Below are 22,511 nucleotides of genomic sequence, written 5' to 3'. Positions count from 1 at the left end.
GCCCTTTCCTGGCGAAGCCGGATAAATTCGGAGATTCCCAGGCTCCAGTGCTGAATCGCGGCAAGGAATCTTTATCGTGATAACGGGAGCATAACCCATTCGATCCGATATTATAATGCTCGTTTGAGACGGGTCATCAAATGGGTCATTATTTTGCCTTCTCGAAAAAGGCACTATCACTCCGGCGCCGCAATCGACCCCAGCCAGCGTCACGGATCCTGCTCGCATCAGCCTTGCAATGAATCGATATATTTATTCACGGCTGCCAACTCCGACTCGAAACGCGGCAATAGCGCATTTAAAGCCTGAGCGTCGCCTGCCTTTCCTGCTTGTTCCATCTCCGCACATAATTCGCCTAACGCCAACGCACCCACCGCCCGGGCCGACGACTTGAGTTTGTGAGCGGTGGCGCCGGCGATTTTTGCCTGCCCTCCCTGGCAAGCGCTGCGCAAATCCGCCGCTATTTTTTCCGAACTAGTGCGAAAATCTCTCAAAAACTCACTGGTCACCGTCGGATCATCTCCAACAAGCTCTTTAAGGACATTCACGTCCACCGGTTTTTGCACCATTGGGGTGGGGGTCGCGGTGGGAGTGCTGGGGGTAGTAGCGGGCACGGCGGCCGGGGCGGCAGAGATAGCGGGGGTTGCGAGCGACAGCAGTTGCGTGGTAGTGGCAGGAGGCAGCCATTTATGTAATATCGCTTTCAAGTGGGAGAGTTGCACAGGCTTGCTCAGATAATCGTCCATGCCCACTTCACGGCAATGCTCGGCCTCGCCCTTGAGTGCATTGGCAGTAAACGCAATAATGGGTTTTCTGGTTTTGCCCTGCTCGGCGAGGCGAATGGCTGAGGTTAACTGGTAGCCATCCATCTCCGGCATATGCAGGTCGGTGAGCAGCAGCGCGTAGTTGCCGCTCTCCCAGCGTTTCAGCGCTTCGCGGCCATCGCCGGCGATATCTGTGGCATAGCCCAGCAACGTGAGCTGTTGGCGGATCACTTTCTGGTTGATTTCGTTGTCTTCCGCTACGAGAATCAGCCGCCCTTCCTTAAGCTCCGTCTCGCGAGACGGCGCAACCATCGGCTCGACCTTGGCAGCCTCCTGCGTTTCGACTTCTTCATGTGCGCGCCCCGCCGCGATAGCCACCGCCCGCAGGAAAGCTTCGCGATGCATGACATCGCCATCCAGTGTGACCGTATCGACCATTTCGGAACGCTCATGACGACGGCGGCCGCGCCTGATAACAACGAATCGCGGCTCAATGTCGGGCTGATGATGCCCATGCTCGAGAACCACGAAGTGGGGGTCCATATCGGGTCGTGACTGGAAGGCTTCACGCAGTTGCTCGATGGGTGGAACATTGTGACCCGCGTCAATGATAAGCAGCCATAAGCCGGGCGGGAGTACTTTTATCCGTTCGCGAGCCGCCGCCAGATCCCTGACGCGCTCGGCAGTTGCCCCGCTGTACCTCAAGTACACGGCCAGATCGTCCGCCATTCCCTTCTCGTCACCCAGTACCAGGCAGGAAACCCCCGTCAGGTCTACCACCTTGTCTCCCGATGGGGCGGCCGGCAATTGCGCGAACGATATGCGTACGGTAAAAATGGAACCCTTGCCCGGCGCGCTTTGTACCGTTATTGTCCCTCCCATCAATTGAATCAGATGGTAAGAGATGGCCAACCCCAGCCCGGTGCCGCCATACCGGCGGGTAGTCGAGGTATCGCCTTGGGTAAAGGAGGTAAAAAGACGCGCCTTGGTCTCCTCGTTCATGCCTATGCCGTTATCCGTTACCTGAAATTCCACAGTTACCCGATCCGCGCTATGGTCCGCCATCAATGCCCGCACCGATACCCTGCCGGGCTCTTCCAGCCCGCTCGAAAATTTAATAGCGTTATTGGCGAGATTGACCAACACCTGGCGCAAACGGAGCGCATCGCCATAAACTTCCTCCGGAATCGCCGGGTCGAGAAACAAAGTAAGCTCCACCCCTTTCCGTGAAGCCAGGCTTTCCAGCATGTTGCAGGCCTTCTCCACCACGGTAACGATCGACGTGGGCGCCTGTTCGATTTCCAGCCGTCCCGCTTCGATCTTGGAGAAATCGAGAATATCCTCGATGATCTCCAGCAGGGCAAAGGCGGATTCCCGTATCAGGTCGACCATTTCCATCTGATAGCCATTCAAGCTGGTTTGCTGTAGTACGTCCGCCATGCCGATCACGCCGTTCATGGGCGTGCGTATCTCGTGGCTCATGGCTGCCAGAAAAATGGATTTGGCCTGGTTGGCCTGCTCCGCATCGAGCCGGGCTTGCTGCAAATCCTTCAGCATACGCACTCTCTCGCTGATGTTGATACCGGAAGGTATCAGCTTGGCCACCTGGCCTTTGGCATCGCGAACCGGCACAAGCATGAAATCCATCGTCATCACGCCGCCGCCGGCGATGCGTGCCTCGATATCATGACGCACTATTTCGCCGCCTACGGCGCGCTTGATGTCTTGGCGAATTTGTGCCTGCACTTCCGGCTTGAAAGCGAACCACGCGGTTTCATCGAGTCTTTTGCCGATGACATCCGGGGGCCGCAAACCGCCGCTCTCCAGCGCGGTGCGATTGATCTCGACCAGCACCCCGTCGGGTGTCATTTCCCCGACAAACGCCGCCAGATTATCCACTATGGCGCGCAGGCGCTGCTCGCTTCCCCGCAACGCCTGCTCGGCCTGTTTACGGTCATGGATATCGCGCAGAATAGCCGTGAAGTAGCGCTTTCCCCCGACGAAATATTCGCTGACCGCAACATACAAATCAATAGCCTGGCCATTCTTGTGACGTCCTTCAACCTCCCGGCCCATGCCGATGTTATGCACTCCCTCGACTTCCAGCGTGAGAATATGATCGAATTCACAGCGGCCCCTTCCTGTGCGGTAATACCTGCTGATGTAACCATCATGGCCGCTGCGATGGGGTTCCGGCATGAGTATGGAAACGTTCTGGCCGATCGCCTCCTCGCGTGTGTATCCGAAGAGTTTTTCAATCACGGGGTTGACTGAGCGGATGATGCTTTTGTCATCGATGGTAACGATGCAGTCCATCATATGCTCGACAACGGAACGTGTTTCCTCCTCTTTACTTGCCAGGATCGCATTGGCTCGCTCCAGCTCGGCGGTGCGGGTCGCGACCCTGGTTTCGAGGTCCTGGTTCAGCTGGCGCAAATCGTCTTCAGCGAGGTCCCGTTCACGATTGCTGACGTTCAGGCGTTCGATCATCGTATTGAACGTACCGGCGAGTTTTCCTATCTCGTTCCATCCCTTGACGGGCACACGCTGCTGCAGATTGCCCGCGGCGATGTGCTGTGCGCTATGGCTAAGTTTTTTCAGCGTGGTTACTACGCGCCGGCTGAACAAAACGGCGCCCAGCGAGGCAACCAGCAGCGTCAGGCCAAGAATCAGCAAACTGAAAGCTCGAACGCGCGTCACTGAAGCAAATACCTCGTCCGCATCCATTTTGACCTCGATGCTCCAGTTCATGCGCGGCAGGTATCTCCACGCAGCGACGACCTCCTTGCCGCGATAGTCCATTTTCAGACCGCCTCCGCGTTCGCCGTACAAGCCGTTATGGACCGATGTCGAAAATGGCGGATTATGAATGGGTATCTTGAACTCCAATGCTGCATTGGGCTCATGCTTCAGCGGCGCCATCACCAATGCGGTGTGATCGTCCAGAAGCCGTGTAACCACCGTTTCGCCACTCGCTCCCAGGCCCACATTGTCGGTTACCACGTCAAACACGCGCTCGCTGTAGAATTGCAGCGCCAGTACCCCTTCGAGTTTTCCCTCAACCACGATGGGAATCGCCATGAACGCAGCGATCGCTCCCCGGGATGGCGGATAATATTCGAAATCCGATACTCCACTCTGCAAGGTATTCAGCGCTGCACGTGTGATTCTGCCCAAGCCGCTGTTTCGATAAGGACCCGTGATGAGATTAGTGGCAAAATCTGCTTCATGAGCCTGGGTATAGACGATGTCGCCTTGAGTGGAAATCAGGAACAGATCGTAATAACCGGCATCCTCGACAAAACGTTTGAAATGCCCGCGGTAAAACGCATCCAATCGGCGATACGCATGTGACTCAACTCCATCCTTGGCGTAGGCGCTGGCAAATTCGCGCATCGCCGTGCGTGTGGTACTGGCAACCTGTATAATCCTGGCATCGCGGATACGCTCGCGCAGGTAACTATCGATTTGCTCCGCTTTCATGTCGGCGATGGCCGAGACTTGCTGGACGGCCGTTTTCTGCGTCTCGGTTTCGAAAGTACGCAACAGGCTGTAACCGATGACCAGGATGGGAAGCAAAGAGACGGCCATGAACCAGACCGCGAAGCGCTGGGTGAGCGAGGTGAACCCTATCATGGTTGGGGGCTCGCGATGGGTCCGAGCAGATGCTTCCACTCTTCGCGCGACCGGTATGTGGGAAATGGCGCCGGCTCGAGCGGCTTCCCGGAATCCCAGACAACATCGATTTGGCCGTCTTCGCGGGATCTGCCAACGCGGGCCACTTTCCAGACGTGACGCGTGACCGGGTCGAGCGAAACGATTCCCTCAGGTGCGAGCAGGCTCTGACGCAGAATCGTGCGCTGCACCTTATGCAAATCGCCCGAACTTGCCTCGAGCGCTGCCTGAATCCACATCCGCATATTGAGGTAAGAAGCTTCAGCGGGACTGTCGAGCAGAGCATGCTCCCCAAAACGGTCACGGAATCGCTTAACGAAAGCCTGGTTCTCATGGGTAGGAATAGTCCGGAAATAATTCCGTGCGGCATAGTGACCCGCCATCGGAGCAGTCTCTGCGCCTTTCAACTCCACTTCGGTAACGCCGAACGACAAGACCGGCATCATGGCGGCGACGATTCCATTCTTTTTAAGCGTCTTGAAGAAAACGTTATTATCGGGGCCGCTGATCGTATTGAATACAATATCAGGCTGCTTATCCGCGATATCGGCTACCAGATCGTCCATGTTGGCGGCCCCCAGAGGCTGGTACCGCTCGCCCACCACCACCGCGCCGTGCGCACCCGCCATATCCTTGATAAGGATGCTCAGCACCTGCGAAAAGATATAGTCTGACCCCGCCAGATAAACCCGCTTGCCATGCTTTTCCGGATTACCTTCCTTGCCGAGGTTCTCCAGCGCCCAATTCACCGCAGGCATGACTAACTGGTTAGGTATGGCACCGCCGTATATGATATTGGGCGACTGTTCCATACCCTCATACCGTAGCGCGTAAAAGAGCAGGTGGCGATGCTCCTCGACTACTTTTTTCACTTTTTTCCTGCAGTCCGTTGTCCAGCATCCGAACAAGGCTTGTACGTGTTCTTCAGTAATCATACGTTCCGCCTGTTGGGCGCAATACGTAGCGTCAGACCGGCAATCGGCCACCACAGCCTCGATCTTCTGTCCCCCGATACCGCCTGCCGCGTTAGCCTCTTCGATGGCAAGCTGGATTGCAGCGACCAATGGTTTTTCGCTCGCCGCCATGGGCCCCGACAGGGAGTGGAGCACGCCAATCCTGATGCTGAGCTTTCCGCTCGAGTAATGATGCCAAAGCAGGGCACCGCCAATCAACACAGCGATCAGCAAAATAAGAGGGGTACGCGATTTATGGCTGGTCTTCATTGTCCTTTTCGAGGATACAGGAAATCGACTGAAGTCAATCGCCTGTCTATGTTTCTATCATAGACACAATGGCTGCGTTATGAAACAAGTCCGGAGAGAAAAATTGCTCCTGATAAGTTTGACGATGGTGATCCCAGTTTGCCCCGGCGTATCGTCCGGCATGCGATAAATTGTAGCCAAAACAGGCGAAGCATGCTGCGTTGGACGAAATTCCGATAACCGGTCAAGGATCGGTAAGGGCTTTCAAATGGGCAGCCACGCTTCGCCCCAGTGCGGGCAAGTCATACCCCCCTTCCAAAGCGGATACGATGCGGTTGCCGGCGTGCTTTTGCGCAACCTCCCTGATCTTTTGTGTTACCCATGTGTAATCCGCTTCCACTAGATTCAATGAAGCAAGATCGTCATCTTTATGCGCATCGAAGCCGGCCGAGATGAATAGCATCTGCGGTTGGAACCCTTCCAGCGCGGGTAGCCAGAATCGGTTCACCGCTTCGCGGAACAGTTGGCCATCACTACCGGCGGCCAGCGGAATATTGACCATGCGTTCCGAGCGCCCCTTCACCCCGCTATATGGATACAAAGGGTGTTGGAAAGTGGAAACCATCATGACTCGCGGATCATCCCGGAAAATATTCTCTGTGCCATTGCCGTGATGCACATCGAAATCTACCACGGCAACACGCTCCAGTGCATGCGCTTCAATGGCGTGCGCAACCCCTGCCGCGATATTGTTAAACAGGCAGAAGCCCATCGCGCGGTTGCGTTCCGCATGATGACCGGGGGGACGAATACTGCAGAAGGCATTTTCCACCTGCTCTCCAGCCACCAGATCCGTTGCCAGGATTACCGCACCCGCCGCACGATAAGCGGATTGCAGGCTGTATCGGTTCATCGCCGTGTCCGGATCGAGATTCACGAGGCCCGATGACAGCGCCTGACGCCCAGCGGCATCCAGCAACGCGATATACTCTGGGGCATGCACCCGTTTCAGTTGCCCGAGGGTGGCTAGTGGTGCAAGATGGCGCTCCAGTTTATCCATCAGGCCGGAGGAGGCCAGCTCATCCTCAATCGCCTTGAGCCGCGCTGGGGACTCAGGATGGTGTAAACCCATATCGTGTAGCAGGCAATCGGGGTGCGAAATGAAGGCGGTATGCATATCAAACTCCTTTTTATTCCCTGCCACGCGTACATTCTCTACTTTGACGCATTCTTCATGCAGTTGGCTTCTTACAAATTGGAAAGCAACATTCAGTCCGTGATAATCTCATAAAATAAGAAACCCCAGAGTAAGTCCGCCCATCCGCTCGTCCGCAACTGACCGGCAACCCGGCGGGGCTTATCCAGAGGCCCCCAAAAATAAGGCGTTCGATGTCTCTTCTTCGACAACTCCGGTTGACGGTTATCCTGGTTACCCTGGCAAGTTTCACAGGCAGCTTTGCCATAAGCCTGCTCAGCGCGCGAAGCTATCTGGAACAGCAACTCCATCAAAAAAATATCGATAGCGCCAATTCCCTCGCCCACTCGATCTCGCAACTGAGCAAGGATACGGTGACGATCGGCCTGCAAATCGGGACACTTTTCGATAGCGGCCAATATGAGGCGATCTCCATCACTTCGCCGGATGGCAGGGTGATTGCCGAACGGGTGCGGGATCGGAAAGACAGCGCTGTTCCCGAGTGGTTTATCGACCTGTTCCCCATCAGCGCCGAAGCGGGCATCGCCCAGATCTCGGACGGCTGGATGCATTTCGGCGTCATCAGGGTTGCGGCTAACGCCCAGTTCGCCTATCAGGCTCTCTGGGATCAAACGGGAACGTTATTGATCTGGTTTCTGGCCGCGGGCATATTCTGCGGGCTCATCGGCATACTGATACTGCAGCGTGTCAGAAAACCACTGGCAGCAATGGTCAAGCAAGCTGAAGCTATTACGGAACGGCGTTTTCTCACCATTTCCGACTCTCGCATACCCGAATTGCGCACCATCGCGCATGCGACGAATGACATGATAAGACGCTTGCATAACAGGGCCATAGAGGAAGCGTCCAGGATGGAGAGCCTGCGCAAACTGATAAATTACGACCCCGTCACAGGCCTGGCAAATCGCGCTTACTTCATGGCCCGGTTTCTCGAAATTCTGGATGGCAAAGAGGGCGAAGGCGCTACTCAGGATGGAGGTAAAGATACCGCTCGCGGCAAAGACAGCGTAGATATGGCTTCGAGCGAGGGCGCCGAAGACGCGGCTTTGATCCAGGATGGCGAACATACCGGCCCCGGCGGCGATACCGGAGATACCGCCCTGAGCGAGGATGATAAAAATCTCGTAGCCGTAGCGAAGACGAAGCGCGCACAAGGCGTTCTTTTCCTGGTGCGGATCAATAACCTGGAAGAGATCAACCAGAAACTCGGCCGCGATGAAACAAACAGCCTGCTCCGTGAGGTCGGCAAGCTCATAGGCAACCTTGCCGGCAGGGCTTGCGATAGCGAGAGCGAGATATGGAATCCTCTGGCTGCGCGCCTGAACGGGTCGGATTTTGTCCTTGTCATTCCTGATATTGATGATGCAAGCCAGATCGCGGATCAACTGGCGATGGAATTGGCGGTATTGTCATCAAAAATCGACCGGGAGATAACCGACCTGTGCCACATCGGTGCGGTTCGATACCAGGCCGGGGATAAGCTGGGCGAACTGTTAGGCAACGCCGACATAGCGCTGACCACCGCCGAGCGCGCAGGCATCAATGCCTGTCATATCGTTGACGCGCAACCTGATCAGCTTCCTGTTCCGGTCGTCAATATCGGTGACTGGCGGAATATCTTCAGCGATGCGCTCGCTGAAGACCGCTTCAAGCTGGTTCTGTGTCCCGTAGTCGGTCCGACTGGCGCTCCGCTGCATCAGGAGGCCTTTGTCCGCATGCAAGCCCAGCATAACGGAGGCTGGCTGGATGCGAGCGATTTCATCAACATCGCTGCACGCCTCAATCTGACCGGGCCTCTTGATCTGGCTGTCATCCGCCACGGACTCGAAACGTTGCAGTCGTTGACTGGAGAACTCGCGATCAACGTGTCCATTGAAACAATAGCAGATTGGGATTTTCGGAATAAGCTTGCAGAATTGTTGCGCCAATGTCCAAACCTGTGCCAGCGGCTCTGGATCGAAGTGCCGGAGTATGGAGCGTATCGAAAATTCGAAGCGTTTCGTGACTTCTGCTACACCTTCAAGGAACTCGGCTGCCGTATCGGCATTGAACACTTTGGCCATCACTTCGCCGAACTGAGGGAACTTACCGGCCTCGGCCTCGATTACATCAAGGTAGACGCCAGTTTCGTGCATGGCATCCACCAGAACAGGAATAACCAGAAATTCCTGAAGGGATTGTGCCGGCGCGCCCACAGCATTTGTATCATAGCAATTGCCGACGGTGTGCAAACGGAAGCGGAGCGGAAGGCATTGATAAAACTCGATTTCGACGGTGTTACCGGACCCGGGGTAAAGTAGCGGGACCTTGCCCGCCCCGTGAAATTCCCAAGAGTGAATCCATAGTCCTGTCGTGGCAAGGTTCTTCTTGCATTGCTCGAGTAGTGCATCTATAACACGTTAAATAGCCCTGCAAATTCCAATAATAAATAATACAAAGGATGAATCATGACTCCCTTACATACATGGAAATTTTTCCGTGCGGGTGGATTCGATCAGGTACAAATCGATAATGGTGCGGATTTGCTGGCGCTAAAAGGACTGGATCAGAAATTGTGGGTAGCGTTGAGCTGCCCCACACGTGGCATAGAATTCGACACTAAAACGCTCGATTTGATCGATCACGACGCAGATGCGCACGTGCATGCGAATGAAGTGCTGGCAGCTATCGCGTGGGCGGGCGGCTTACTGAGGAATTCAGACCTGTTGGTCGAAGGGTCGGATCGAGTGGCTCTCGCTGATATAGATGATAGTAGCGAAGAAGGACAACGGGTGCTTGCGTCAGCACAATACATTCTGAAAACGCTAGGCAAGCCGGATGCGGCAGAGATTTCACTGGCGGATATGGCTGACATCGAGAAATTTGTTGCCGGTCTGGAATTCAATGGCGATGGCGTGGTTCCCGCCAGCCAGATTAACGATGCGGGGTTGCGCAAGACGATCGAAGACATCATGAAGTGTCGCGGCTCAGTAATGGATGTGAGCGGGAATGCGGGCCTCAATCAGGAAATCAATGATGCGTTTTTTGCAGAAGTCGCCATTTTTTCGGACTGGGGCGTTAAGGGTGACGCCGATGCGGATATTCAATTTCTGGGTGACAAGACACAAGCTGCGGCTGATGCCTTCCACGCCGTCAAAGAAAAGGTCGACGACTACTTCACGCGTTGCCAGATGGCCGCTTATGATGTGCGCGCAGCCGTCCCGCTAAGCCGCTCCACCGAGGATTATGAGGGCATTGCCGCACAAACGTTATCGGCAAAAAACACCGATATCGCAAGTTTTCCGCTTGCGACAGTGGAACCGGATAAACCCCTCCCGCTGGTTTCCGGCCTCAATCCCGCCTGGCAAAAACAGATAGACGCGTTGCGCGAGCGTACCATTGCACCGGTATTCGGCGATAAGGAAATATTGCTCGCGTCGGAGTGGGCCACCCTTTGCACCAAATTCGACGCATTTGAAAAATGGCAGTCCGCCAAGCCAGCCTGTAGCGCCGAGCAACTCGGCAAGGAACGCCTGCGCGAGATCTCCCGCAGCAAGCACAAGGAAGCAATCGATGATTTGATTAACCGGGATAAAGCGGTGGAAAGCGAAGTAAACGCGATCCGCTCGGTGGAAAAACTGCTGCGCTATAAACGTGATTTATTTAATCTCGTGAATAACTTCGTATCGTTTCGCAGCTTTTATACGGGGAGAGATAAGGCGCTATTCCAGGTAGGCATACTGTACCTGGACGGACGCAGCTGCGAGCTGTGCGTAAGGGTCGACGATATAGCCAAACATGCTGAGTTTGCAAATACGAGTGGCCTGTATCTCGCGTATTGCGATTGTGTACGCAAAGGCGGCACGGAGAAGATGAGCATCGCCGCTGCCTTCACCGCCGGCGACTCCGATTTCCTGATGGTGGGACGAAACGGTATTTTCTATGATCGAAAGGGCCAGGACTGGGATGCCACTATTGTGCGAATCCTGGACCATTCGATCAGTATCCGTCAGGCGTTCTGGTCGCCATATAAAAAACTGAGCAAATTTATCGGTGATCAATTGCAGAAGATGGCCGCATCGAAAGCGGCTGCATCGGATGAGAAGCTGCTCGCTGCTGCGGCGGTGCCTACTCCCCCCGTCACTCCGGGTGCGCCTCCTCCGCCGCCAACATCAAAGCCGCCTTTCGATGTAGGCAAATTTGCCGGGATTTTTGCGGCGATAGGGCTGGCGCTCGGCGCTATCGGCGGCATACTTGCTTCGCTGGTCAGTGGAATATTGGGACTGCAATTCTGGCAAATACCTTTGGCGATAATCGGTTTGATGTTATTGATTTCCGGCCCGGCGATGATTGTAGCGTGGTTCAAGTTGAAGAAACGCAACCTTGGTCCCGTGCTGGATGCAAACGGCTGGGCGATCAACGCGCGCGCACGCATCAATATTCCATTTGGCACCTCGTTGACCAAGCTTGCTCGTTTGCCGGAAGGTTCGCGTCGCTCGCTGGCCGATCCCTATGCGGAAAAAAAACCGGTGTGGCCGTTTTATATGTTGATTGCGGGAATCATCGTCGCCCTGATCGTCGTGTGGCAAATGGGCTTTTTCGGGGCGCCTCCAGTCAAATAATAGGCTGGAGCGACATTACCCATGAATGTTTCTGGCTTCGATGTGAATCTTCAGCTTTACAGGAGAATAAGCGCTTATGAATATTGACGAACTCAAGTCGGTGGCCGACGCTATCGTTGCGAAACAGAAGGGTATTCTGGCGGCTGATGAAAGCAACCCGACTATCAAGAAACGCTTTGATTCGATCGCGCTTGAATCCACTGAAGAAAACCGCCGGCGATACCGGGAAATACTTTTCACTGCGGATGGTATCGAGCGCTACATTAGCGGCGTCATTCTTTTTGATGAAACATTGCGCCAGAGCACGCGCGATGGTACGCCTTTTGCTAAATTGCTATCGAGCCGGGGGATCATACCGGGCGTCAAGGTGGATAAAGGCGCAAAAGCGCTGGCATTGTGTCCCGGTGACAAGGTCACCGAAGGACTGGATGGGTTGCGCGACCGGCTTGCAGAGTACAAACAGCTCGGGGCCAGGTTTGCCAAATGGCGGGCTGTGATGGAAATCAATGAGCAGGACCTGCCTTCGACATACGCGATTCATGCGAATGCCCATGCACTGGCGCGTTATGCCGCCCTTTGCCAGGAAGCTGGCATTGTTCCGATTGTCGAGCCCGAAATACTCATGGACGGCGCCCACACTATCGACCGGTGCGAGGCAGCCACCTCACAAATGCTTGAAATTTTATTTGGGGAGCTTGACGCGCACGGCGTGCGGTTCGAGGGGATGCTGCTCAAGCCGAATATGGTGATTTCAGGGATGAAATGCCTGCAACAGGCCAGTCCGCAACAGGTTGCAGCGGCAACTATCCGTTGCATGCGCAGCTACGTGCCCGCCGCGGTTCCTGGAATCGTATTCTTGTCGGGTGGTCAAAGCGCGGAAGAAGCAACCGATCATCTCAACGCGATGAATACAAAGGACGCCCATCACCCTTGGCAACTCAGCTTCTCCTACGGGCGCGCGTTGCAAGCGCCAGTTTTAACCGCCTGGAAGGGGCAGGAAGGCAACGTTGCCGCAGCACAACGAACTTTCTTCAAGCGCTGCCAACTGAATGGTCTGGCTCGCGAAGGATTATATAGCCGGGTAATGGAAAGCAGTTAACCTGCATAACAATAAAATGGGTATCTACGCGATAACGGCGGTGGGCGCAGGTGCGGCGCTGGGCGCATGGCTACGCTGGTGGTTTGGCATGGCATTAAATCCGGTATTTCCCACCCTTCCCCTCGGCACTTTAATGGCGAACCTCACCGGCGGCTATCTTGTCGGCGTTGTGGTCGAGTATTTTCATCACAATACGATGCTGCCGCCCGAAGCACGGCTGTTTGCCCTTACCGGTTTTCTCGGCGGATTGACCACCTTCTCCACTTTTTCTGCTGAAACAGTCAACCTGCTGTTGCGCGAGCAATATGCCTGGGCTTGTCTCATTATTTTTTCACATCTGGCCGGCTCGCTGGCGATGACAGTGCTTGGAATCATGACGGTCAAATGGCTGGCGCAACATTAACCCGCTTGACCCGCTTGGCCCGATTAGCCTGCTTAAGCTGCGCAGTGTCGGTTCGGGCTCTGGCTGAATTCAACCGCGAAAGCGAAATGACGGGAGAAAGAAAATGAGGGGGGACGACACAAAAGGCACCTTTCTCAAATTCTTTGTCAGCGAATATCGGGAACATAATGGTATTCTGCTATACGAATGGTTGCTGGAGCGCGCCAAAAAAAGCGGCTTGCATGGCGGCACCGCGATGCGCGCGTTAGCGGGCTTTGGGCGGCACGGGGTATTGCACGAAGAAACTTTTCTCGAGCTCGCGGCAGACCTGCCGGTGGAAGTTAGCTTTGTCGCGAGCGAAGAGGAAGCAAGGCGCTTCCTGGATTTGCTGCAGGCGGAAAACCTGGACCTTTTTTACGTCAAATTCCCGGTCGAGTACGGGTTTTTGCCGAAGTAAGAAGACCGGTTGAACCGATGGCGGTCTTTCAAATCCACAATTCCGTTGCATTACAGTAGGTTAGCCAAAACTGGTTCTCTGGTGGATGCGCGTACAACCGGTAGGTCGGGCTTCGCCCGACATGTTTTTTCCATCGTCGGGCGGAGCCCGACCTACCGCCGCCTGGTCAATTTACAACTGATGCATTTTTGTGATCCTGAGCAATCAATTGCGCGAGGCGCGAATCAGGAACGACACTCTTGATAAGCATCACGCTGCGAAGCGATATTGCCACGCAGGTGTAGCAAAAAAGACGTGCAACTTTTTGGCCATAAATACACTGGCAGGATGACGGAATTTCCCACCCGCATCTAATGGCTTCCAAAGGAAGGCAAATCCCGCAGTCGAAGAGCAACGGTGTGGCGTACTTCGCTTACACCGAAGGACGATTCGTAGAAACAAAAGTTATGTCTGCTAGCGAACAGAAGAGTAAATTAGCCCGTCAATTTTGCGCGCCATTGCAGGGAAACACCGGTAATACAAAGACAAGGCGCAGCGGATATATAACCCGCTCCGCCTTGCTAATACGTTCCGGGAAATCTAGTACCCTCCGCCCCCGGACTGGCCGGATGATTCTCCTCCCTGCCCTGAAGACTTATCGTTTGATTTATCTTGCCGCTTATTTTGCGTTTTATCCTGCGATTTATCATATCCTTGTTGCCCCGACATACCTTGGCCGGAACCGGAGGTAGAGCCGCCGGATCCCTGATAGCCACGAGGTTCGGGAGCGTCGCTCCCCTTCCCCTGCCCGGACATGTCTCCATACTGCCCAGTCTGCTCACCTGCACCTGCGGCGTGAGCTACACCGGCTGCACTGAAGAGCATCACGCTGGCGAGCGCTACAGACCTCGCCATCTTTTTCAGCACGAAAATATTTTTCATGGCTGTTCCTCATAATTAATTCAGCGATATTGCTGGATTGCAATGCTACTCAAATCGCCGGGACTTTCCGTACGCTCACGCACACAGTTATGAAGTTCGCCTTTTCAAGAACGGGATCGGGAAGGATAAGGACGGCGGTAGAAGGCGTTGCGTCATTGGCGCTGCTGTTGACTAGTGACGAGTTGTTGGCGCAATTTCCAGGGACCTGGAAGTGTCCAGGAGTCCGTCGGGGGTAGCGGCGCGGACGTTAACCTGCTTGTCACTCCCCTCCGGCAAGGATAAGGCCTCAGGAGGCATAACTCTGCTGCCCTCTTCACTGGTAATACGCTCTCCTCTCCATACCAGGCCGATGATGAGCGCCACGATGATGATTTTTACGCGCACAGTTACTTTTTCCCGCATATATCAGGACACTGCATTGATGAGTCGAGAAAAAAGACCCGGAGCAGGATCACTGCTGCCGGGCCCGTGGCGTTTGCTGCAAGGGAAAAGCCGGCATTGAATTCCGCTAGCTGTTCCCCAGTTGAATATTACTCGTTCTGGACGCGCCGCCAATTGGACTGAAGTACAACCTCGGGCGTCAGAAGGTATAACGGTATTGGAGAAGGCTGCAAAATTTGCAGGTGGTCATGGTCGACAAAATCAGAGCATCCTAAGATCGAGCTGCCTGATCTATTAAAACGTCGCCTTGCTGCAGGTCTGCGTCGATTTTCAGGTTGATGAGGGATAAACTTTCCGCTTTATGGTTCTTAGGGGGTTTTGCTTTATGGTTCTTATGGGGTTTTTTTAGGCGTTTATGCTATAAATAAGTGTAACTCTACCATTCCGATTACCGCCCCTGGACCGCTCAAACCCAATTGGGCGGCGCCATCAAAAGGCTTACGATATGGCGGAACAACACGACGAAAAAGCCAAGCTGCCGCTAGCGGGAATATTTGCGTTGATCTCGATGATAAGCAGCTTCTTCATCTATCAGCAAATGTCACTCCAGACTTCCCGGCCGATCCACAAGGACACCGCAAGTTATATATTCGCGGAAAAGGGAACTGTACAGTCGCGCCTTTGGCAGGACCCATTCGAAGCAGTCGAAGCGCATCGGCTTAGCGAAAAACAAAATCCGGAAATGTTGAGCCATAAAGCGAGGCTTCCCTACCCGCTTTCCGGCCTCATCAATGTCATTGCAGAATTGGGAATTTCATCCGGGCTTCGCGTCGTGCCGGTATTTGTCGATGGAAGCCCCTATTCCAGTAGCGCCGAGTCGCGGCTGAACGATCGTTATGCCGTCGTATCGGCTTTGGGAGCTGCGGGATACGTACCTGAATCAGGTGAATATATCCGGTTTTTCGAATGGACTCGTCAGGACATGACGACGGGCACAACCGCCTTGACAGTTCCGGTTGAATTGTTCATTCCGAAGTCGAAAATGCAGAATGAGCAAAATCAGCCTCACGTTCTGGTTTTATGGTTAAAAGATCAGGACTTCAGCCGGAAACCACTCAGGTCTCTGAATGAGCTCCTAACCGAATTCAATGAGGCGCTTAAAACCGGCGCACCTCATGTAACCTCGGCATATAGCGTGCTGGGACCCCGGTTTTCCACCGGCCTGAGCGCCATGCTGAAGGAAATGGATAGGGAGTCTAGAGACGAGTCGTCACCGTCCGGCCACCGGTGTTCAGCCTCGAACCCACACTTCAGCGAATTGAAAGACACGCGTTTCTATTCTCCCTGGGCAACAGCGAAGGATATTTTCTTGTTGGACCATTCCGCTGATCCTGAGAATAAAGAAGAGTCGCGAAGAACCACCAAGGAAATATTCGACTGCGCAGGAATCAAAAACTTTACCAGGACCATCGACACGGATGCCGTGCTTGCGGAGCAGCTTCTGCAAGAGCTAAAGCGCCGCCGAGTGGATTTGAAACCTTGTCCAGGTAAAGATTGCAATCCTAAAGTCGCGCTGATTTCCGAATGGGATACCCTTTATGGACGTGCGCTGCCGCGCACGTTTGCCGCGGTTGCGATGAACAACGGTTCTGGCGAGGCCGGCCCGGCATTGGAAGCTGAAATTGACAAACTGCTCGGAGATGACTGGCCCGAGTGGATCTCACGACACTCATACCTGGCAGGACTTGACGGTGAACTGCCGGCGAAGGGCTACGATAAGGGGGACGATAAAGCCAATGCACAGGCTCAGGCCAAAGGTCAGGCGTGGTTCGGAAACCAGCCTCAGGGTGTCGAGAAAAATGTCGGCCAAAGGCCTGAAGGCCGCAGCCAGCTGGATTATGTCGTCAGGCTGGCTACGGCCTTGAAGCAAGAGGAAGCAAAGAATGGGAAATTCAGCGCAATCGGCGTGCTGGGTGGTGATGTGTATGATAAGCTTTTGATTTTGCAAGCCTTACGCGACAGGTTTCCAACTGCTATTTTTTTTACGACCGATCTTAACGCCAGGCTGGCCTTTCCCGCCCAGTGGAAATCGACCCGCAATCTCATCATCGCTTCGCACTTCGGGTTGGAACTTCAACCTGAGCTGCAAACGCCCATTCCGCCTTTCCGCGACAGTTACCAGACATCGTTGTTTTATTCCGCTCTGATGGCGTTGGAGTACGTCGTTGCTGTTGCTGATAAGGCGAACTGCCCGGATTGCGTCCAGCTGAGCGCGGATATGAATAAAAAACCGGAGCCAAAGAATTCCCTGAGGAACACAGGGCCGAGATTGTATGAAATCGGGCGGCACGGCGCTTTTGACATCAGTACCACCCACCCCCACCTGCCCAATTACGCAAGCATCCATCCAGTGCGGCCAGATATGGATACCTATTTCAATACACGGCAGAATCTGAAATGGCTGGCGGTAGCAGTCGCCATGGCTGTTATATTTATTATTGGCATCATGCTGATCAGCAGCGCGGCGGCAGATATTTTCCTCAGACTTGGTTCAAACATATTGTTCTGGCTGGGCCTCGCCGTCGTGGTCGTGGTAATTTTCGACCTGATGGAAGGAATGCCGCCTGCTGCTGAGAACGAGCCGCTTGCGTTGACCGAGGGAATCAGCGCATGGCCAACGGCGGCAATTCGCCTGCTTGCTTTGGTTACGAGCTTGCTCTTTCTCTGGTATTCGCGGCAAAAGATGAAAGGTAACGAAAACATTCTGACACGCGAATTCGCCTTCGAAGAAAAAAACGGCAAGGACAAAGATAAGTCCGGAGATGAGCTTGGCCGCGCACATTCTTTAGCAGGATTGCTCACTCGGGCCATTCGCCGCTCTTTAGGATTATATATGTGGCGCCCGCATACCGCAGGCCGGATCGATGCCACTCGTCTCTGGCGCGAATACACGATAATGGGTGAATTGAAAAATTTCAGCATGAGGGGCTTGCCGCAGGTAGCTGTCGCTTTGTGCGTTGCCTGGCTGATGATGGTGCTATTCGGTTTTCCCAACACGCCATGCCGGGGTTCGAGCTGTTTCGCGATAAATGACGCGCTCATCGTCATGAGCGTAACAGCGATGATGCTCCTGATATTCTATGTAATAGATGCCACGCGGCTCTGCCGTAGGTGGGTCAACTGCATTGCCATGCGTAAAGTACGATGGCCTGATGGCACCTTGGCAAAAATAGCTGGCGAGCGCGGCATCGGCAAAGAGAATCTGGACGAATGGCTAGGCATTGAATTGATCGCGGAGCGCACAACCGTCATCGGCAATTTCATCTATTTCCCTTTCATCGTCATGTTTCTTTTAGGTATTGCACGTTACAACTACCTTGACAATTGGGACTTCCCCCTTGCACTCGTCATTATTTTTACGCTCAACGCGACACTTATTTTTGTCAACAGCATGGCATTGCGAAAATCCGCCGAGATAGCCAAACGAGAGGCCATCAAGCGCCTTGAAAGCAAACTTATCCAGCTACCCGGTCAAACACCGGACGAAATAAAGCAGAGGCAACAGATTGAGTGGGCGATTCGCGCAATCAAAAACAACCAGAGGGGAGCCTTCCTACCCTTTACGCAGCATCCGTTCTTCGGGGCAGCGATAGCCCTGCCTTCAGGTGGATTTGGACTCGCGCTATTGCTGGAGTATCTTGCAACCGGTTTCTGAAGCGAATGAAATAATGTTTTGCGGTTGCAGTTGCAGTCGCACAAGCAACAGTCGCCCAATACAGGGCTTTATTGATATGCCTGGCAAAAAACTTTCCTATACCCTTGCTTTTGTGCTGCTCGTGCCGCACGCTTTCGCGAAGGAGCCGCCGCAGATCCCGCCCCAACCAGCCGTTGTCAGCGAGAATGCCAAGCAACAGCAACAGGATGAAAAAACACCCTCCCCGCCTGGTGCTAATCCACTAAATTTCGAGGGCATTGTTATTCAGGTAATGCCGCTGGAGGTAAAATCGATGAGCGGCGAGATAAGCCAGTTTTTTACTGAGAAAAAGGAGGCTTCAATTGCTGAGCTGAAAACCGGCGATCTGATCAAGCTGACCTATGAACATACTGCCAAGGGCAACATCCTCATGGGTGAAGTCAAAGTAGTCGGTAGAACCATTGGTGGCACGATAAAGGAAATCGCCACCGATATGTCGTGGCTCGTCGTGCGGACTCGGCAACCGGATAAGCCGGAGAATGAGATCAATATACCGCTCCAGGTAGACAAGCAATTCCAGTCCCTTGTTTCTGCGATGCGCCCCGGAGACGGGATCAATGCAACATTCGTGCGCGATGGAAGCGTCGACGCCATGGAGGGAATCAATCACGTTAAATCCCTTGAATGGCAGAGCAAGCCGGTCGGCCGTGGCACGCGATGGTTCTCGCTCATCGGTGCGCTGATATCACTTTGGGTTATCGCTTTCATTTTTACGAAGGGCCATCCAACAGCATTATTTCTCGGAACGGACAATCGTTACAGCAGTTCGAAATTCCAGACCGTTCTCTGGTTTACGCTCGTAATCAGCGCGTATATAGCTATCGTGTCGCACCGCATCGCGGCAGCCGGCTGGACTTATGTGGGCGGAGTAGATATTCCGCCCAACCTGCTCATCCTTTCCGGCATCAGCGTACTCACCTTTGCTGCTGCCAAGGCGATTACAACAGGAAAGGTCGAAGGCAAGCCCGACATGAAAACTACTGCCATTGCACCGAGAGCAACCGACCTCATCACTGATGACAACAATAAAACCGACCTGGGCGATTTCCAGATGGTGGCAATTACAATCCTGGCAGTCATTATCTACGCTATATCTGCGGTCGAATTCATGGAGCACATCGAGTTCCGCCGTTTCGTCACGATGCCTGATGTCGACGCAACCATGCTTTCCATATTCGGCTTGGGTCAGGCTGCCTATCTCGGCAAGAAAGCCGCTGGAGAGGGGTAGCTCGAATACTGATCAGGCCTGGCATTTCCAGCTTCCGAGTGGAAGCCGGCGCCACGAAGCAAGTCGCAACCGTTCAGTTTGGGCGATAATGCGCAGGAGGGCGCTCGAAGCGGTCGTTTTCTGGAATGTATGTTCCCGTTTTTGGGATGCGCTCATCCAGGTCGTAGCGCCCGTCAAGGTAGGCCAACTGCTCGGTTAGCCTGCGACGCGTGGCGGACCCGTCCAAGTTAAATTCCACGCAGCCTTCTCGCTTGTGAACGCACCCAGCCATGAGGTTTTATACGATGCAATCGTATCGTTACTGCTATACCGTTTCCGAATTTCCGTTCTTTCGTTTAACGTGGCACCTCTTTACTTGAATATCGGTAACTTGCCCCCCCAACTCCCGTTGTTTCGGCACATATTGCGTAGCCCACTCGTTTATTCTCGTCATGACGGGCTCAATCACGCCGTTGGCAACCCCCCCCGTAAGGTCAAGCTGATCAGCTAAAAAACTCTTACCCACACTTGGTTTGAAACGGCGTCCGACATAAACCGCCACTGCAGTGCTAAAGGCAACGTTCAGCGTGAGGGCACCTTTATCGGTGGACCTAATTCCTATGAAAGAAAGTTCCGAGGCTTTCCGAAGGGGAAATAAATAGAACGAGGGCAGGCATAAATGAGGGTGCCACCTGGACAAAAGCTCATCTTCGATTAGCGTGTCAATCCAAGACAGGATTTCATCTAAATCGAAACGGGTGAGGAAGTTGTCATATGTGATGGTAATTGTAAACTCAGGTTCGTATTCTTCCATTTCAGTCTCCTCAATCTTTAGTTGGACACTTGCAGGGAAACGTTACTAGAAGCGATTTAAAGAGTGAGAAATTTTTCTCGCACAACGAGACATCAACTCGGACAATTCCTCCTTAATGCGAGTAACTAAAATGAGTGGCGTTAAACCTGATCCAGGCCCCGCTTCATTTCGTTTTTAACCGGTTTCTTAGCACCGCTGACACCGAAGTATAGTTCATACGAACGAGGTTGCTAGTGCCATTGCCGCCACTAGTAGCGCGTTAGGACTAACGATTCCGCTTTACGTGGGACAGTTAACAGACTCCCCCGGAATGGCTGGGTAAAACATACCCGTTCTCCACCTTATCCGTGAAACGCAACGCACTCTCATGCAGGTCGGTTATTGACGGCCATTACGTCCCAAGGTGTTCCGCCTATTTGTATTGGCGGTACTATGGAAGCGGCGATATCTTTTTTGGTGAATGCATGCGTTGGCATAATTCCCAATCCTCCATGAGTTCATCTTGATGTTCCTGTGCCCATTCTTGCGCGCGCACGCGTGCGGGAACTACAACTCCGAAAGCTTGCGCGAGCGAAAAGGGAAGCCTTACGCGAGCCAGGAAACCCCCAAGGCCGGACATTCGACCCTACAGCAAAACGCGCACGTTGTAAGTAAATTAGGGGCTGACTGAACCGCCCCGGATTTCATGGAGGCTGGTTGGTTTAAGTTAGACCCTCTACCGCGGCCTTTTCTGCCTGCTGTCGATAATAATTTTCCTCGGCCTCAACCGGTGGAATATAACCGGTGGGTTCGAGCAAACGTTGATGGTTGAACCACGATACCCATTCCAGGGTGGCCAATTCCACCGCCGCCTTTGTCTTCCAGGGCGCGCGTCGATGTATCAATTCGGCTTTATACAGGCCGTTGATGGTTTCAGCCAAGGCATTGTCGTAACTGTCTCCCCGGCTGCCTACCGAAGGTTCAATGCCTGCTTCGGCTAGACGCTCGGTATAGCGGATGGAGACATACTGTGAGCCTCTATCGCTGTGGTGGATCAAGCCATCGGAGAGCGTTGGCTGGCGAGCATAAAGCGCCTGCTCCAGCGCATCGAGTACGAAGCCCGTCTGCATGGAACTGCTCACGCGCCAACCCACGATACGCCGGGCAAATACGTCAATGACGAAGGCCACGTACAACCCGCCTTGCCAAGTCGAAACATGGGTAAAATCCGAAACCCATAGCTGATTTGGGTGTTCCGCTTTGAATTGCCGATTGACCTTGTCCAGCGGGCATGGGACCGATGTGTCAGGAATTGTGGTGCGTAAGGTTTTACCCCGTTGTACGCCTTGCAGTCCCATGCGCCGCATCAAGCGTTCCACCGTACAACGTGCCACGCACTCTTCCTCGCGATTGAGCTGATGCCAGACCTTGTCAGCACCATAAACCTGCATATTGGATTGCCAAACACGTTGAATTTCCGGCATGAGGATGTCATCACGCTTGGCACGTGCGCAACGCAATTCCAGATTCCTTTGCTGGGCAGCGTAGCGCCGGTAGCCTGACGGGGCAATCTGCAATACCTTGCAGATCGGCTCGACCCCGTAGGCATGGCGATGTGCATCTATGAACGCTCTCAAGATTTGAATCGGCGGTCGAGCTCCGCCTGGGCGAAAAACGCACTGGCCAGTTTCAATATCTCGTTGGCTTTGCGCAATTCTTTCACTTCGCGCTCTAGCACTTTTACCCGCTCCCGTTCAGCGCTCGTCACCCCATCGCGCATGCCGGTCTCGACCTCGTGCTTGCGCACCCATTCGTTCAATGTCTGTGGCACACACCCTATCTTAGGCGCAATGGACTCGATGGCCGCCCACAGGGAGGAGTACTCGCCGCGGTGTTCGAGCACCATGCGTACCGCACGCTCACGTACCTGGGGGGAAAACTTGTTTGATTTTTTCATGGCTCCATTTATATGGACGCCTCCCGTTTTGCAAGGGACTTCGAGTTGGTCTGACGTGACAGGAACGGTTCGCAGCTTTATATCCGGCCTTGTTGCAGCCGA

At 53.9% G+C, this 22,511-nt stretch carries 15 protein-coding genes and 1 other annotated feature; of the genes, 7 read left to right on the top strand and 8 right to left on the bottom strand.

Annotated elements, in window-relative coordinates; all coding sequences use genetic code 11:
- Positions 1-227: 227 nt before the first annotated feature.
- The 3 genes from BLS94_RS04605 to BLS94_RS04595 all read right to left on the bottom strand — a co-directional run bounded on the left by BLS94_RS04605 (position 228) and on the right by BLS94_RS04595 (position 6,818).
- On the bottom strand, positions 228-4,400 hold the full coding sequence (locus BLS94_RS04605) for a PAS domain S-box protein (protein ID WP_090958041.1): 4,173 nt from the start codon (positions 4,398-4,400) through the stop codon (positions 228-230).
- Positions 4,397-5,662 (bottom strand): ABC transporter substrate-binding protein, encoded by a 1,266-nt coding sequence (locus tag BLS94_RS04600; protein ID WP_090958039.1) that lies wholly within the window; start codon positions 5,660-5,662, stop codon positions 4,397-4,399. The genes BLS94_RS04605 and BLS94_RS04600 overlap by 4 nt, the downstream gene beginning before the upstream one ends.
- Before the next feature lie 223 nt (positions 5,663-5,885).
- Entirely contained in the window at positions 5,886-6,818 is a 933-nt protein-coding gene (locus BLS94_RS04595; RefSeq protein ID WP_090958037.1) for a histone deacetylase family protein, read from the bottom strand.
- 212 nt (positions 6,819-7,030) lie between these two features.
- Here BLS94_RS04595 and BLS94_RS04590 point away from each other — a divergent pair, with 212 nt between their 5' ends.
- The 5 genes from BLS94_RS04590 (at position 7,031) to BLS94_RS04570 (ending at position 13,396) form a co-directional block, all read left to right on the top strand.
- Positions 7,031-9,157: a bifunctional diguanylate cyclase/phosphodiesterase gene (locus BLS94_RS04590; protein ID WP_090958034.1), complete on the top strand. Its 2,127-nt coding sequence runs from the start codon at positions 7,031-7,033 to the stop codon at positions 9,155-9,157.
- A 147-nt stretch (positions 9,158-9,304) separates the two neighbouring features.
- Positions 9,305-11,458, top strand: a complete 2,154-nt coding sequence (locus BLS94_RS04585; protein WP_090958032.1) for a hypothetical protein — start codon at positions 9,305-9,307, stop codon at positions 11,456-11,458.
- Positions 11,459-11,534: 76 nt separating this feature from the next.
- Positions 11,535-12,557 (top strand): class I fructose-bisphosphate aldolase, encoded by a 1,023-nt coding sequence (locus BLS94_RS04580; protein ID WP_090958030.1) that lies wholly within the window; start codon positions 11,535-11,537, stop codon positions 12,555-12,557.
- 16 nt (positions 12,558-12,573) lie between these two features.
- Complete coding sequence (crcB, locus tag BLS94_RS04575) at positions 12,574-12,960, top strand: fluoride efflux transporter CrcB (protein ID WP_072767479.1); 387 nt, start codon at positions 12,574-12,576, stop codon at positions 12,958-12,960.
- 103 nt (positions 12,961-13,063) lie between these two features.
- Positions 13,064-13,396 (top strand): DUF190 domain-containing protein, encoded by a 333-nt coding sequence (locus tag BLS94_RS04570; RefSeq protein WP_072767478.1) that lies wholly within the window; start codon positions 13,064-13,066, stop codon positions 13,394-13,396.
- Between the two features lie 579 nt (positions 13,397-13,975).
- Here the strand turns inward: BLS94_RS04570 and BLS94_RS04565 are convergent.
- Together BLS94_RS04565 and BLS94_RS04560 are read right to left on the bottom strand one after the other, a co-directional pair.
- Positions 13,976-14,317 carry a hypothetical protein gene (locus tag BLS94_RS04565; protein WP_090958028.1) on the bottom strand — a complete coding sequence of 114 codons (342 nt, stop codon included), beginning with the start codon at positions 14,315-14,317 and terminating at the stop codon, positions 13,976-13,978.
- A gap of 171 nt (positions 14,318-14,488) precedes the next feature.
- Positions 14,489-14,719, bottom strand: a complete 231-nt coding sequence (locus BLS94_RS04560) for a hypothetical protein (protein WP_143021648.1) — start codon at positions 14,717-14,719, stop codon at positions 14,489-14,491.
- A 484-nt stretch (positions 14,720-15,203) separates the two neighbouring features.
- Between BLS94_RS04560 and BLS94_RS04555 the strand changes: the two genes are divergently transcribed.
- Both BLS94_RS04555 and BLS94_RS04550 read left to right on the top strand, forming a co-directional pair.
- Entirely contained in the window at positions 15,204-18,413 is a 3,210-nt protein-coding gene (locus tag BLS94_RS04555) for a hypothetical protein (RefSeq protein ID WP_090958024.1), read from the top strand.
- 76 nt (positions 18,414-18,489) lie between these two features.
- Positions 18,490-19,680, top strand: coding sequence for a hypothetical protein (locus BLS94_RS04550; RefSeq protein ID WP_090958022.1), 1,191 nt, complete (start codon positions 18,490-18,492; stop codon positions 19,678-19,680).
- 73 nt (positions 19,681-19,753) lie between these two features.
- Here BLS94_RS04550 and BLS94_RS14810 read toward each other — a convergent pair whose 3' ends face one another.
- The 3 genes from BLS94_RS14810 to BLS94_RS04535 all read right to left on the bottom strand — a co-directional run bounded on the left by BLS94_RS14810 (position 19,754) and on the right by BLS94_RS04535 (position 22,409).
- Entirely contained in the window at positions 19,754-19,918 is a 165-nt protein-coding gene (locus tag BLS94_RS14810) for an SRPBCC family protein (RefSeq protein ID WP_176767795.1), read from the bottom strand.
- A gap of 66 nt (positions 19,919-19,984) precedes the next feature.
- Entirely contained in the window at positions 19,985-20,473 is a 489-nt protein-coding gene (locus BLS94_RS04545; RefSeq protein WP_090958020.1) for a hypothetical protein, read from the bottom strand.
- Positions 20,474-21,174: 701 nt separating this feature from the next.
- A protein-coding gene (locus BLS94_RS04535; protein ID WP_090958200.1) for an IS3 family transposase occupies positions 21,175-22,409 on the bottom strand; the annotation gives its coding sequence in 2 pieces (ribosomal slippage) (positions 21,175-22,121 and positions 22,121-22,409; 1,236 coding nt in all).
- Positions 22,015-22,131: a sequence feature (AL1L pseudoknot), on the bottom strand. (Overlaps the previous gene by 117 nt.)
- Positions 22,410-22,511 lie beyond the last annotated feature (102 nt).

This window comes from Nitrosospira sp. Nsp18, assembly GCF_900103145.1.
Taxonomy (GTDB): domain Bacteria; phylum Pseudomonadota; class Gammaproteobacteria; order Burkholderiales; family Nitrosomonadaceae; genus Nitrosospira.
Note: the sequence above shows the minus strand (reverse complement) of the source record. Positions and strands in the feature narration are given on the sequence as shown.

Bases quoted from the DNA above. Each gene is read 5' to 3' on its own strand.
- BLS94_RS04570 (WP_072767478.1), top strand. From the start codon at position 13,064: ATGAGGGGGGACGACACAAAAGGCACCTTTCTCAAATTCTTTGTCAGC.
- BLS94_RS04590 (WP_090958034.1), top strand. From the start codon at position 7,031: ATGTCTCTTCTTCGACAACTCCGGTTGACGGTTATCCTGGTTACCCTG.
- BLS94_RS04565 (WP_090958028.1), bottom strand. From the start codon at position 14,317: ATGAAAAATATTTTCGTGCTGAAAAAGATGGCGAGGTCTGTAGCGCTC.
- BLS94_RS04600 (WP_090958039.1), bottom strand. From the start codon at position 5,662: ATGAAGACCAGCCATAAATCGCGTACCCCTCTTATTTTGCTGATCGCT.
- BLS94_RS04560 (WP_143021648.1), bottom strand. From the start codon at position 14,719: ATGCGGGAAAAAGTAACTGTGCGCGTAAAAATCATCATCGTGGCGCTC.
- BLS94_RS04595 (WP_090958037.1), bottom strand. From the start codon at position 6,818: ATGCATACCGCCTTCATTTCGCACCCCGATTGCCTGCTACACGATATG.
- BLS94_RS04545 (WP_090958020.1), bottom strand. From the start codon at position 20,473: ATGGAAGAATACGAACCTGAGTTTACAATTACCATCACATATGACAAC.
- crcB (WP_072767479.1), top strand. From the start codon at position 12,574: ATGGGTATCTACGCGATAACGGCGGTGGGCGCAGGTGCGGCGCTGGGC.
- BLS94_RS04585 (WP_090958032.1), top strand. From the start codon at position 9,305: ATGACTCCCTTACATACATGGAAATTTTTCCGTGCGGGTGGATTCGAT.
- BLS94_RS04580 (WP_090958030.1), top strand. From the start codon at position 11,535: ATGAATATTGACGAACTCAAGTCGGTGGCCGACGCTATCGTTGCGAAA.
- BLS94_RS04555 (WP_090958024.1), top strand. From the start codon at position 15,204: ATGGCGGAACAACACGACGAAAAAGCCAAGCTGCCGCTAGCGGGAATA.
- BLS94_RS04550 (WP_090958022.1), top strand. From the start codon at position 18,490: ATGCCTGGCAAAAAACTTTCCTATACCCTTGCTTTTGTGCTGCTCGTG.
- BLS94_RS04605 (WP_090958041.1), bottom strand. From the start codon at position 4,400: ATGATAGGGTTCACCTCGCTCACCCAGCGCTTCGCGGTCTGGTTCATG.